Origin of the sequence: Pseudarthrobacter sp. J1738, assembly GCF_050490315.1 — a bacterium.
Taxonomy (GTDB): domain Bacteria; phylum Actinomycetota; class Actinomycetes; order Actinomycetales; family Micrococcaceae; genus JBNPEO01.
In genome coordinates this window covers 54,485-66,337 of record NZ_JBNPEO010000014.1, presented here as the reverse complement: position 1 = coordinate 66,337, position 11,853 = coordinate 54,485, and the positions used below count along the sequence as shown (strand labels likewise).

The following is an 11,853-nucleotide window of genomic DNA, read 5'->3' as shown; positions in this document are numbered from 1 at the left end:
GTAGCCGAGGCTCTGCGTGAAGCTGGCCAGAAGGCAACCAAGAACGCTTCCGAGCAGGAGCAAGCTTCCCACTAAGTTCCACAGTGGGCGTAGGGCCCGGACCGTCAACACGACGATCCGGGCCCTACCGCATTTAAGGACCGTTCTTAAGTTCCGTGAGTTGAGCCGAGATCTAGTGAGGGACTGGTTCCACATCGTTCGGATGTTCAAGGGCAGGTTCCGGAGTATCCAGTTCGCCACCGGCCGTCGAGTTCCCGGCTCGGATTTCATCCAGTCTGACCAGCAACACACCTCCAACGATCAGCGCACCACCCATAAGCTGCACTATCCCGGGCAATTCACCCAAAAGAAGCCACGCCCACAATACGGCGAAGAGAACCTCGGTGAGTGAAATGAAGGACGCCACTTTGGAGCCAAGCGCCCGCGCGGCGTAAATCCCTGAAACGTATGCGAGTACGGTTGCCAGAATCACCAGGCCACCCAAGGAAACCCACCAAGGCGCAGTCCAAGAACCAAGCTGGGTATCCGCTGTACTGAATTTCATCGGCAACAATCCGGTGAGTCCAGCCATCCACATAACCATGGCGCCCACTAAAAGCCCGCCCGATGCGAGCACTAGCGGCGGAAGCGAATCATTCTGCTTGGCGGTAATAAAGAAGTAAACGGCCAAACACACCGCAGCGGCTAAGCCCCAGAGAACTCCCACAAAGTCCACCTTGATTGCGCCATTCAAGTCCAAAACCAAGGCAAGCCCTGCCAAGGACAGGACGGCGCCGCCGATAGTGAGCAAGCGAGGCCTGCGCCGGCTCACCAACCACAGCCACACCACAATAAACACCGGAGCGAGGTACTCAAGGAGCAAGGCAACACCAACGGACAACCGGGATACCGCATTGAAATAGAACAGCTGACAGGCGGCCACGGCAATCAGCCCGAAGAGGCCAATGGTGAGCCAATTTTTGACCAGTTGGTGCCAACGTCCACGCAAGGCAATCAGCGCTGGAATCAACAAAACCAAAGCCGCTCCGGTGAGCCTGGCAGTAACAGCAGCCCCGGGAGTCCAGCCGGTTTCCAACAACGCTTTGGCGAAGGAACCAGAGATTCCGAAGACGGCGGAGGAAAACAGCGCGATACCCAAGCCTCTTGCGGCAATATTCGTGCGGTCCATCGGCTCGTCCTGTCAGGAGTAAAGTGTTGTTATGCCCCTGACGTTACGCGTCGCTTCAGTAAGGAGTCAAGATGGTCTTTGCACCTGACACAGAGACGGCCTTGCGTTCTGTAGTAAATCTCATCAACACCGCAGCAAACGGCGATGAACACCTGGCAACCATGGCCCAGCTCGACGACTTCCTGACCGCCGAGAGTTTCACCGGCTCGCGAGTCCGCAATTCCGCAGAAGTGGCAAGCGTCCGGGAATTGCGCGCCACCCTCACAACGGTGTGGACCGCCACCGAGGACCAAGCGGTGATCACCGTCAATGAGCTGCTGCGCAACGCAAAGGCCCTTCCCCAGCTGGTGAAACATGACAGCTGGGACTGGCACGTCCATGCCACCCCGGCACATGCACCGCTCGCCGAACGAATGGCAACCGAAGCAGCAATGGCGCTTATTGACGTTATCCGCAGCAAAGAAATGGACAGGATGCTCCTGTGCGCGGCAGAGGATTGTGATGCGGTTGTTTTGGACCTGAGCCGCAACCGTTCAAAAAGGTATTGCGATACCGGAAACTGCGCGAACCGTGCTCACGTCGCGGCATACCGGGCCCGGCAGCGGAACTAGCGCCAGCACGACGTCGGGCCTTAGTTTTAGCGGCCCTAGTTTTACCAGCCTTGGCGTTAGCGCCCGACCTTGCCCATCAATGATGCAACGGGGCGCAGGAACAGTGGGCGGGCCAACAACCAGCCACCGGCCATGACCACAAGTGAGATCACAAAGATCCAGAAGCCAAACCAGCTCACTTCATCACGGTTGCCGTACATGTGGTTGAGGTTGCGCAGCACACCCGTAGCCAGGACCAAGAACACATGCACCGCAATAAAAGCAACAAAGTAGATCATGACCGGGAAGTGAACAGCACGGGCAGCTTCAATGGGGAAGTACTTGTTGATCGCAGCTTTTTTAGGCCATGCAGCTGAGGTTCGGAGACCGGTCAAGAATGACAGGGGCGCTGCGATAAACACCGTTGCAAAGTAGGCCAAAAGCTGCAGTGCGTTGTAGTTGGACCAACCGTTTTCAGTGGGCCAATTCAGCGAGGCGTATTGCAAACCTGCCGAAACGGCGTTGGGGATAACGTCCCAGCTGGTGGGGACAATCCGCACCCAGTGCCCGGTGGCAAAAATCAGCACAGCAAACACCAGGCCGTTGAGTACCCACAGCACATCCAAGCTCAAGTGGAACCATAGTTCCAAGCTAATTTTGGTTGGTGCGTTTTTGGTCCTAGTCAGGCCTTTATTGTTGCGGGTCCAATACGCGGCCGGACGAGTGGTGGTCCGAACTTGAATGCCGGAACGGATGATCAGAACTAGCAAAAAGGCGTTGAGGAAGTGTTGCCAGCCCAACCATGCGGGCAAGCCGTCCGGAGTTCCAGCAGGTAGTTCCGAATGTCCGGGGAATTGTTGGATGAAGTCTTGGCCAAAGGTGGTGGAGCGAATCCACATTGCTAGGAGGACCACAACCACCACCGCCGCAACAACAATCGCGGCAACCTTAATCCGCTTGCTTTGGTTCCCGGTGGTGCCGGAGGACTTCTTCACTGTGGACATTCGGCTACATACCTCGCGCAAGTGTTAGGCGGCCCAGTTGTGGCCGTTCTTGTGGCCCAGTTTATCCGGGTCAGTGGGAGGAATGATGTCACCCGTCACAGAGCGTACCTTTTAGAGACGAATTTAGCTGTGCGGGCCGGAGTTCTTGCTGCTCAGATTCACGCCTGAGCCCTTACCTAGGTGCTCGGCGTTTTCCTTGTAGCTCAGCGCCAGCATCGCCGCCACCACCAAGGTCACAATAAAAGCGATGCCGCCGCCCGTGAACGCGAGGTCAAAGCGAGGGGTTTTGCTGCTACCGCCGGAAGCGAAGATCAATACGGCGAAGAAGGCCAGCAGACCAAAAAATGCGGAGAACATCAGCGGTCCTTTGATTGAGCCTCGGGTCTTGCGCGGCTCTCCCGTTTGCTGCTGTGCCACGGTTTTCCTCCCCTCGGCACGCCACCACGGGCGGCCGGTGATCTTTTGACGCGCGGCAGTCCCGAGCGCACACTCCTTCTACAGAAAGTAGAAGCGGTATCCCTAGTTTACGGCCTTTGGCCCAGCCGCGCCGATCCGAGCATCATGCCGTGCGCTAAGCCCAGACAAAATCCACAACACGCCGGAGATAATGGCAGCTCCACCGGTCACCCCCAGCAGCGCATGCGCGCCCAAATAGGTGAAGAACGGCAGAGCCGCCGCGGTTCCCACACCCACAAAGCCGGAGACAATCCAGTCACGCGCCAGAGGCGAAGCACCCCGGAGCCAGAACCAGAACAAAAGTTCGACGACGCCAGTCACCCCTAGGGCCACGGACAGCGCCGCTGTGGTTCCGGCGTCGGACATTGACACAAACGCCACAACACCAGCCAGTGCACTGACCACGGCGGCAATCAGCAACGGCAGCCGCGTTTTGGGGGTTGGATCGACCTTGCGCTGCCACACAAAAACTGCCGCGTTCGCCAGCAGATACAAGCCCGAGGAAACAGCCAACACTTGCACCGAGGGCGAGGCCCAGAAAACAGTCACGGCACCGAAGGCAAGCGCAATCACTGCGCGCACCAACAGGGGTTGCCACACTGGACGGTGCGCGGGAACGGTGGAGGATGCTGAAGCGGAAGTCACCCGAACAGTTTAGTGTGCCCGGCTGAGGACTCCGTCCAAGTAGGCAGTCGGCCATTGTTCGCCTGGCTCTTGTTGGGCTGGCGGTTCATCTAGCCCCAGTCACCATCCACTTGCCGCCACTGGCTCGCAGACCCAAAGTCAGAGCCCGCGCACACATGTAACCCAATGCGAAAGCAGCCCACAACCACCCCAACCACGCCGGGCCAGACGGTGCAGCGGGCATCAGGAAGGCAACAGCAATCAGCAACGGCGCATAAATAAGCACGTTCACTACGCCAGCAATCGCCAGATACTTTGCGTCGCCGGCACCGATGAGCACCCCATCCAAAACAAAAACCAACCCGGCAATCGGCTGGCCAATAGCCATCACCAAAAGGGCGGGGGTCAGTGCAGTATGAACTGAGGCATCATTGCTAAACACCCAGCCAGCCCACGGTGCGGCAATTGCCAAAAGGGCGCCGGTAATCACGCCAAAGCCCAGCCCCCAGCGAACCATAGTCCCAGTAAGCGCCTTGGCCCTGCCGGCGTTCCCAGCGCCAAGTTCTTTGCCAATGAGGGCCTGCGCCGCAATTGCCAAGGCATCGAGCGCAAAGGCAAAGAAGCTAAAAACCGTGGCGGCAAGTTGATGAGCAGCTAGATTCACTGAGCCCTGAGCGGCTGCCACCATCACCGTCACCAGCATGGCCAAGCGCATACTCGCGGTACGCAACATCAACCAAGAACCCACCTTGCCCATACTCAGGACACCGCGAAAGCTAGGGAAAACACTTACGTTATGGGAGCGGGTTCGGCGAAACACGATTCCCAAATACACGGCCGCCATAACCCACTGCGCAATACTCGTACCCGCCGCCGAGCCCGCCACAGAGAGGCCCAAGCCGTATACAAAAAACCAGTTGAGCACAATGTTCAAAGTAAACCCGGCCGTGGCCACCACCAACGGAGTACGGGTGTCCTGGAGACCACGCAACACCCCTGTTCCGGCAAAAACGAGCAACATGGCCACCAGCCCGGGCATGGACCAGCGTAAGTAGTCCACGGCAAAACCGTGTACGGCGGAGCCCTCAGCGGCACCCAAAAGACCCACCATCTGGGGCGCCATAAAAAACCCTGCTACGGCCAGGACCACACCCAGCCCAAAAGCCAACCACACGCCGTCGCGTCCAGAGGACAGAGCCTTAGCAGCGTCACCGGCGCCGAGTGCGCGGGCCACGGCAGGGGTGGTGGAGTAGGCCAAAAACACCATAAGACCCACAACCGTGTGGAGCACGGTAGTGGCCAAACCCAGCCCAGCCAGTTGTTCCACGCCAAGATGACCAACAATGGCCGAGTCCGCAAGCAGAAACAGTGGCTCGGCAATCAAGGCTACAAACGCAGGGACCGCTAAGCGCAGAATCTCACCGGCGTTCGATGACTTAGAGGTCATGACTTAGTTTTCATGGGGCTCGTTTTCGTGGCATTAACCTTTGGGACTTGAGTCATTTCTATGAACTAGCCGGTTATTGATAGCTATGTTTTAGAGCCCGGCCGAGGATCCGGGCGCCTTGATGGTACGCGCCCGGGTTTGGTCCCGAGTAGTTGAGCCGGATAAAGGGTCCGGCTGGTTCGGCGGGGAACCATTCGTTGCCGCCGGCGAGGATGACGCCATCGTTCTCACAGTCGCGCATCAGCTTGTCGAGATTTGTGCCATCGGGCAGGCGCAGCCAGAGGTGAAGTCCACCCTTCGGGATGTTCTCGATGTGGACCTGTGGCGCGTGTTCCCGAATGCTGGCGACCAGCAGGTCTCGGCGTGATTGAAGTTGGTGACGGAGGCTGCGCAGGTGGGTCTGCCAGCCTGGCTGTGTGACCACGTCGAGTGCTGCGGCCTGGAGGAGGCCGCTGACGTACATGGTTTCCGCGCCCCTGTCAGCAAGGATGCGTTCACGCGCCGGGCCGCGGGCAATGACTGCGGCGACGCGAATGGCCGGTGAGACGCTTTTGGTAAGGGAGCGGATGTAAATGACGTGGCCGGAGTCGTCGCGCGCCGCAATGGGGACGGGTGTGGTGTCGATGCCGAAGTCGTGGGCCCAGTCGTCCTCCACCAGGAACGCACCATGATCGCGAACCACTTCCAACACTTCCTCGCCGCGTTCCCCTGACCATTGGGCCCCGGTCGGATTGGCGTAATGGGGTTGTGCGTAAAACATGCGCGCACCGGTTTCTTCAAAGGCCCTCGCCAACTCCGAAGGGTCGGGGCCCTCGGGTCCGCTGGGCACGGGGACAAGCCGGACGTCGGCGTTCCGTGCGGCTAGGATGGCGCCCCAATAGGTGGGTGATTCAATCAGCAAAGGCTGTCCGTTCCCTACCAGGGCGCCGAAGATGGAACTCAGCCCGCTCTGGCTACCGGGTAGCACGATCACGTCACTAGGTGTGGGCGGGTTGATTCCGGCAGGCGTGGTTTCACCGAGTTCGCGGGCGAACCACGATTGAAGGTCCGGCAGGCCTGCGACGGGCGGGCGGGACAGCGCTGTTTCGCCCCGAGCGGCACGGGCCAGAGCGGCTTGGACCAGGCGTTCGGCCAACAGTTCCCGGTCCGGATAGCCGGAGTGAAAGGAAATGGCGTCGTTGGGGACGGTGCGCATCGTGGCGGAAGCCGACGGCACCAGCGTCTGGGGCGAGCCTAGGGCTGCACTCTGCCACCCATAGTCCGAGGGCCGGGCGGTGCGCGCCGCCCGCACAAAAGTCCCCACACCTGGTCGGCCCTCCACCAATCCTTGCATCTTGAGGGCTTGCAGGGCCTTCTGAACCGTGACAGGGCTCGCCGCAAACTCGGCAACCAGCGCCCTGGTCGACGGCAGCCGCGCACCCGGCGGAGACGTGTTGATCCGCTCCTTCAGCCTTGCCACAATGCGAGAACTGCTATCGTTGTTCATGAGTACCAATGATAGCGCTACTGTCATCAGTCGCCCACCGATACCAATGAGCGCACCGACCGGCCTGTGGCGGGGGCTCCTCGGAGTAGCAGCATTCTCTGGGCCCGGCTCCTGCTCGGCGAAACCCTAGGCTGGGCCACCACCCTGGGTGGACTCGCCGTCGTCCTTTGTGCAGGGTTCGCCGTACGCGTCAGACTCAACCCAGCCCGCCCGCTGCCAAGCAGCTGACCGCACGAATCACCACGAAAGGAACACCCATCGTGTACACCCCGGAACACTTCGCCGCCAGCCCTTCCGCAATACAGGAGCTCCTCACCGGACCATCCGCTGCCAACCTGGTTACCATGACGGGGCAAGGCATGCTCGCCACGCTGCTGCCGTTTGTTTACGACCCCACCGTAGGTGAACTGGGAGCACTGCATACTCATTTGGCCCGAAACAACATCCAATGGTCAGAACCTGCAATCGGTGAATCGATGGCCATCATCCAGGGACCCGACGCATACATCTCGCCCTCCTGGTACGCCGCCAAGGCCGAGCATGGACGCGTTGTGCCCACCTGGAACTACACAACAGCCCACGTGTACGGCACACTCACCATCCACGATGACCCGGCCTGGCTCGGTGCGCACGTCCGTGCTCTGACCAACCTCAATGAATCCGAGCGGGAGCCTCCCTGGACAGTGGACGACGCACCGGATAAATACATCCTCGGCCAACTCAAGGCCATCGTGGGAGTTGAGCTCATCATCACCAGAATTGACGCCAAAACAAAGCTCAGCCAAAACCGGCCCGAGGCTGACGTCCACGGTGTCATAGCAGGGCTTCAAACGTGCGGCCACTCCCAAATGGCCGCCCAAGTAGAGCAAGCCAGCATTGCCGCACGGAACAGCGCCCCCCGCTTGCCTAGCCTTAAAAACTTAGGGGTCAGATAGCGCTAGAAGCCGCCACCGGTATCCGCAGCCATGTTGGCGAACCGCGAGTAATGGCCCTGGAAAGCGACCACAATGTCCTTGGTAGGGCCGTTACGGTGCTTAGCAATCAGGATGTCCGCCTCGCCAGCCCGCGCAGACTCTTTGTCGTAAACGTCCTCACGGTGGAGCAGAATCACCATGTCTGCGTCCTGCTCAATGGAACCCGATTCACGAAGGTCAGAAACCATGGGGCGTTTGTCTTGGCGCTGCTCGGAACCACGGTTCAGCTGAGACAGGGCAATAACGGGAACTTGAAGTTCTTTGGCCAGAAGCTTGAGCGCACGGGAGAACTCTGAGACCTCTTGCTGACGCGATTCCACCTTTTTACCGGAGCTCATGAGCTGGAGGTAGTCAAGGATCACTAGCTTGAGATCATGCTGCTGCTTGAGCCTGCGGCACTTGGCACGGATCTCCATGAGGGACATATTGGGGCTGTCGTCAATAAAGAGAGGAGCGTCATTCATCCGGCCCATAGTGGTGGCGATCTTGGACCACTGCTCGTCCTTGACAGTTCCCTTGCGGAGTTCTTGCAGCGGAATCGTGGCTTCTGCCGAGAGGAGTCGCATGGCAATCTCATTCCGGCCCATTTCAAGGGAGAAGAACACTGTGGCGAGGTTGTTTTTCACGGCAGCCGAGCGCGCAAAGTCCAAGGCAAACGTGGACTTACCAACGGCTGGGCGGGCCGCAATAACGATCATCTGGCCGGGGTGAAGGCCGTGAGTGAGGTCATCAAGTTCGTAGAATCCAGTGGGTACACCGGTGATTCCTTCACCACGGTGCCCAGAGGCTTCAATTTCATCCACAGTGGCTTCCATAACGTCCTTGAGCGCTACGTAATCCTCTGCGGTGCGGCGTTCTGCAACGGCGTAGACCTCAGCTTGGGCCTGATTGACCAAGTCTTCAACTTCGCCGTCTTGCCCATAGCCAAGTTGAACAATTTTGGTCCCCGCATTCACCAAACGGCGCAGCACGGCACGTTCAGCCACAATCTCTGCGTAGTAGCCAGCGTTGGCCGCCGTAGGAACCGTTTGGATAAGTTCGTGAAGGTAGGCTGGCCCGCCAATGCGGTTGATCTCGCCACGCTTGGTCAACTCGTCAGATACGGTCACGGCATCTGCGGGTTCGCCACGGCCGTACAGATCAATAATGGCTTCGTAAATGGTCTCGTGCGCTGGCCGGTAGAAGTCCACACCACGAACCAGCTCTACAACGTCTGCAATAGCGTCTTTAGAGAGCATCATGCCACCAAGAACAGACTGCTCGGCCGCAACATCTTGGGGAGGGGTCCGGTTTCCGCTGCTGCGTCCCGCGTCTACGGAATCATGTTGAGAGATAGACACGTGGGCCGTCCTTAATTGGATACTTCATGAAACTTCAGTACTACAGCACGCCTGAGACAAACACACCCGGATGACAGAAGTGCTGCAGCATGTGTAGCGGCTTTCGCGGTGGAAACCGTTCAGGGTCGCCGTTGGGACTCTTCGAAATCCAATTTATGCACAGTTTTTCCACAGGGCAGGCGAAAGCCGGGAAAGTGGATCCATCCAGCACCTAACTCGCTGCTGCACAGCATCTTCGTGGGGTCTCCCGCAACGTTAGCGCCCTCATCCGGAAGCACAAAGTGCGCCAAACAGCAAAGCTGTGGATAACCTGTGGGCAAACGCCCGCAACTTGTGCACAGCTTGTTGATAGAACTGTGGATAGAAAATTCTTCTCAGTTCAAACTGCCCCCTGAGCAGGGGAAACACTGACTCCAGCATGTGGAGTAAAAGTTTTTTCTGAAAAGCTTCATCCACAGCTTGAGGGTGGAGTTGTGCGAAACGATCTCATCACAGTGCGTTAACACGGCCGAAAATATACTCCCAAAGTGATGCATGTCACTTCACGCAACGTTTAACCATGTGAGATCAAGAATTTATATTCCGTTTGGGGAATTTGCTGTGGACAACCCCGTTCTGACATAGGCTGAACGAATGCAGCAACTCTTGCTCAGCGGCCTTCCTGTGGTGATACTTTTAGTTGTCATCTGGGGAGTGTCCACAGCGCTCAAACCCCGCGATAACGGGATCTCCGAAGCGGAGCGCTATCAACGTGATCTTGCGGCAAGATCGCAAGCACACTATGCAGCCCAGATTCGGCAAGCTATGGAGCTACGCGCACGAATCGCAGCTACTACGGCTCCTAGCCAAAATCAGCAATCAGACCTCAACTCGGCACAGAGGAATCGCCAGTAAGTATGGAAAACATTTGGATCCCCGCACTCATTGCTGTGGTGGTTGTTTTGGGTGGCGTGTTTTTGATGCGCTCAATGCGTACCACTGGCGGCAAAAAGAGCGAGACTCAGAACGGTGCTACCGCTCGCAGCCTTGCTGAGATCGCTCACGATGCGGGGGCACGCCTCAGCGAGGAACAGCACCGCACCGTATATTCGCTGATTGCCCAGGGCCAGATGATGGACGCCATCAAGTTTTACTACACCAGCACGAAAGTTAGCCTGCGGGAGTCCCGGGACGCCATTACGGCACTTTCAACCCATCCGCAGCCGTACCGCACGCCGCCAGCAAGTGCCGACGTCGTACCTTCCGGAGGTGGGCCAGAACGCTTCGCTTACCGGTACCGCGCCATCGCCAGTAAAGGTGATGAGACTCGCGAGGTGAGCAGCAACATGCTCAATGATGAGATCTATACCAACATCAAGGAGCTCGCCCTTGCCGGCGATTGTGAAGGCGCCGCCACCATGCTCCAGCGGCATTCAGAGATTTCGCTGGACGAGGCGCGGGAGTTTATTTCGTTCCTTGTGGACGGCGACTAGCCGTTAGCGTCCGGTAATTCCTGCCAAAAGCTGCTCGAATGGCAAGGGCTCCAAAGTCGGTTTGGACGCCCCCGGCTGAGGTCCGCTGAGAAGCTCAGCAAGCTCTGCACCTGCGCGGTCAATGCGGCTGTTCAACGGCGAGGCTGTGGCGTCTGCACTCTCGCCACCCCAATCCTGCGGTCCAGCGAAGACAGCAGTGGCCGCGATGCGTGTACGCAAGTAGGTAAAGAGGGGGCGCATAGCGAAGTCGAGGACCATCTGATGACGGTCGGTGCCAGCGGTTGCACCGAGCAAAACGGCCTTGCCCGCAAGGGACTTGGGGTCCAAAACGTCGATGAAGGATTTGAAGAGTCCGCTGTAGCTTGCGCTGAAGACTGGACTCACGGCGATGATCGCATGGGCTTGCTCAACAGCTGCGATGGCCTCGGCCAGGCGTGGTGCCGCATAGCCAGTCACAAAGTTGTTGGCGATCTCCACGGCATAGTCGCGCAGTTCAAGGACGGTGGTGGTTACTTGGAATCCCGCAGAACGTAGCTTCCGCTCAGTCGCCGCGGTGAGTTGGTCGGCCAGTAGACGGCTCGACGACGGCACGCCAAGTCCCGCTGATAGAACTACGATGCGGCGGGTTTCCATGTGTACTCCTTGCTAGAACTCTCGATGCAAGTATATGCATTTGCATCTATATGTTCTAACTGGAGGTCTCCTCGGTTTATTCCACGCTTGTTCCTCTCTCCCGCCGAGTTGGCACTTCGCGCGCATGTTTCTCCAAAACACCCACACGAAGTGCCCACTCGGGGTGCAGGAAGCTGGGCATTTCGTGCCAGAATTCGGTTATGGCTGAGAACAAGACGACTCCGACCGCCGTGAGCGTGGACGAATTCCTAGCTCGGGTAGTACACCCAACCCGCAGGGCCGACGGCGAACGGCTCCTGGAGTTGATGAGCACCATCACCGGCCAGAAGCCCGTGATGTGGGGGCCAAGCATTGTGGGCTTCGGTAGGTATCACTACAGATACGATTCGGGGCACCAAGGCGACGCTGCCGCCGTCGGGTTTTCACCACGTAAAGCGAGCTTATCGCTCTACGGGTTGATCAACTCCCCCGAAGGCCAAGCCCTCCTGCCCGCTCTGGGCAAACACAAAGTAGGTGCGGGGTGCCTGTACATCAACAAGCTGGCCGACATCGACGAAGAAGTCCTCAAAAAGATGATCGGGATCGGCTACGAATATGTCACCACGGCGCTCCACCAGCCCTAATTCGCGGATCGAGTTGGCACTTCGCGTGCATGTTTC

13 protein-coding genes are annotated in these 11,853 nt (G+C 58.4%); 4 read left to right on the top strand and 9 right to left on the bottom strand.

The genetic code is table 11. From position 1 onward, the window contains the following. Positions 1 to 172 precede the first annotated feature (172 nt). Positions 173 to 1,168 (bottom strand): EamA family transporter, encoded by a 996-nt coding sequence (locus tag ACQR35_RS13800; protein ID WP_430267551.1) that lies wholly within the window; start codon positions 1,166 to 1,168, stop codon positions 173 to 175. A 71-nt stretch (positions 1,169 to 1,239) separates the two neighbouring features. Between ACQR35_RS13800 and ACQR35_RS13795 the strand changes: the two genes are divergently transcribed. Further along, the gene (locus tag ACQR35_RS13795) at positions 1,240 to 1,779 is read left to right on the top strand and encodes a CGNR zinc finger domain-containing protein (RefSeq protein ID WP_430270365.1); all 540 of its coding nucleotides are present in this window, start codon (positions 1,240 to 1,242) and stop codon (positions 1,777 to 1,779) included. Between the two features lie 56 nt (positions 1,780 to 1,835). Here ACQR35_RS13795 and ACQR35_RS13790 read toward each other — a convergent pair whose 3' ends face one another. The 5 genes from ACQR35_RS13790 to ACQR35_RS13770 form a co-directional block, all read right to left on the bottom strand. Continuing rightward, positions 1,836 to 2,762, bottom strand: a complete 927-nt coding sequence (locus tag ACQR35_RS13790; RefSeq protein WP_430270364.1) for a cytochrome b/b6 domain-containing protein — start codon at positions 2,760 to 2,762, stop codon at positions 1,836 to 1,838. 123 nt (positions 2,763 to 2,885) lie between these two features. Further along, positions 2,886 to 3,179: a hypothetical protein gene (locus ACQR35_RS13785; protein ID WP_430270363.1), complete on the bottom strand. Its 294-nt coding sequence runs from the start codon at positions 3,177 to 3,179 to the stop codon at positions 2,886 to 2,888. 102 nt (positions 3,180 to 3,281) lie between these two features. Next, positions 3,282 to 3,863 carry a hypothetical protein gene (locus ACQR35_RS13780; RefSeq protein WP_430270362.1) on the bottom strand — a complete coding sequence of 194 codons (582 nt, stop codon included), beginning with the start codon at positions 3,861 to 3,863 and terminating at the stop codon, positions 3,282 to 3,284. A gap of 85 nt (positions 3,864 to 3,948) precedes the next feature. Further along, a complete protein-coding gene (locus ACQR35_RS13775) occupies positions 3,949 to 5,289 on the bottom strand; it encodes an MATE family efflux transporter (RefSeq protein WP_430270361.1) in 1,341 nt (446 codons plus the stop codon). A gap of 73 nt (positions 5,290 to 5,362) precedes the next feature. After that, on the bottom strand, positions 5,363 to 6,775 hold the full coding sequence (locus tag ACQR35_RS13770) for a PLP-dependent aminotransferase family protein (protein ID WP_430270360.1): 1,413 nt from the start codon (positions 6,773 to 6,775) through the stop codon (positions 5,363 to 5,365). Positions 6,776 to 7,035: 260 nt separating this feature from the next. Between ACQR35_RS13770 and ACQR35_RS13765 the strand changes: the two genes are divergently transcribed. Beyond that, complete coding sequence (locus ACQR35_RS13765) at positions 7,036 to 7,710, top strand: FMN-binding negative transcriptional regulator (RefSeq protein ID WP_430270359.1); 675 nt, start codon at positions 7,036 to 7,038, stop codon at positions 7,708 to 7,710. Positions 7,711 to 7,712: 2 nt separating this feature from the next. Here ACQR35_RS13765 and dnaB read toward each other — a convergent pair whose 3' ends face one another. Beyond that, entirely contained in the window at positions 7,713 to 9,089 is a 1,377-nt protein-coding gene (gene dnaB / locus ACQR35_RS13760) for a replicative DNA helicase (protein ID WP_430267559.1), read from the bottom strand. 264 nt (positions 9,090 to 9,353) lie between these two features. Beyond that, positions 9,354 to 9,545: a hypothetical protein gene (locus ACQR35_RS13755; protein WP_430267560.1), complete on the bottom strand. Its 192-nt coding sequence runs from the start codon at positions 9,543 to 9,545 to the stop codon at positions 9,354 to 9,356. Positions 9,546 to 9,985: 440 nt separating this feature from the next. Between ACQR35_RS13755 and ACQR35_RS13750 the strand changes: the two genes are divergently transcribed. Continuing rightward, the gene (locus ACQR35_RS13750; protein ID WP_430267562.1) at positions 9,986 to 10,561 is read left to right on the top strand and encodes a hypothetical protein; all 576 of its coding nucleotides are present in this window, start codon (positions 9,986 to 9,988) and stop codon (positions 10,559 to 10,561) included. Positions 10,562 to 10,564: 3 nt separating this feature from the next. Here ACQR35_RS13750 and ACQR35_RS13745 read toward each other — a convergent pair whose 3' ends face one another. Next, positions 10,565 to 11,194, bottom strand: coding sequence for an FMN reductase (locus ACQR35_RS13745; RefSeq protein WP_430267563.1), 630 nt, complete (start codon positions 11,192 to 11,194; stop codon positions 10,565 to 10,567). 200 nt (positions 11,195 to 11,394) lie between these two features. Here ACQR35_RS13745 and ACQR35_RS13740 point away from each other — a divergent pair, with 200 nt between their 5' ends. Then, positions 11,395 to 11,817 carry a DUF1801 domain-containing protein gene (locus ACQR35_RS13740; RefSeq protein WP_430267564.1) on the top strand — a complete coding sequence of 141 codons (423 nt, stop codon included), beginning with the start codon at positions 11,395 to 11,397 and terminating at the stop codon, positions 11,815 to 11,817. Positions 11,818 to 11,853 lie beyond the last annotated feature (36 nt).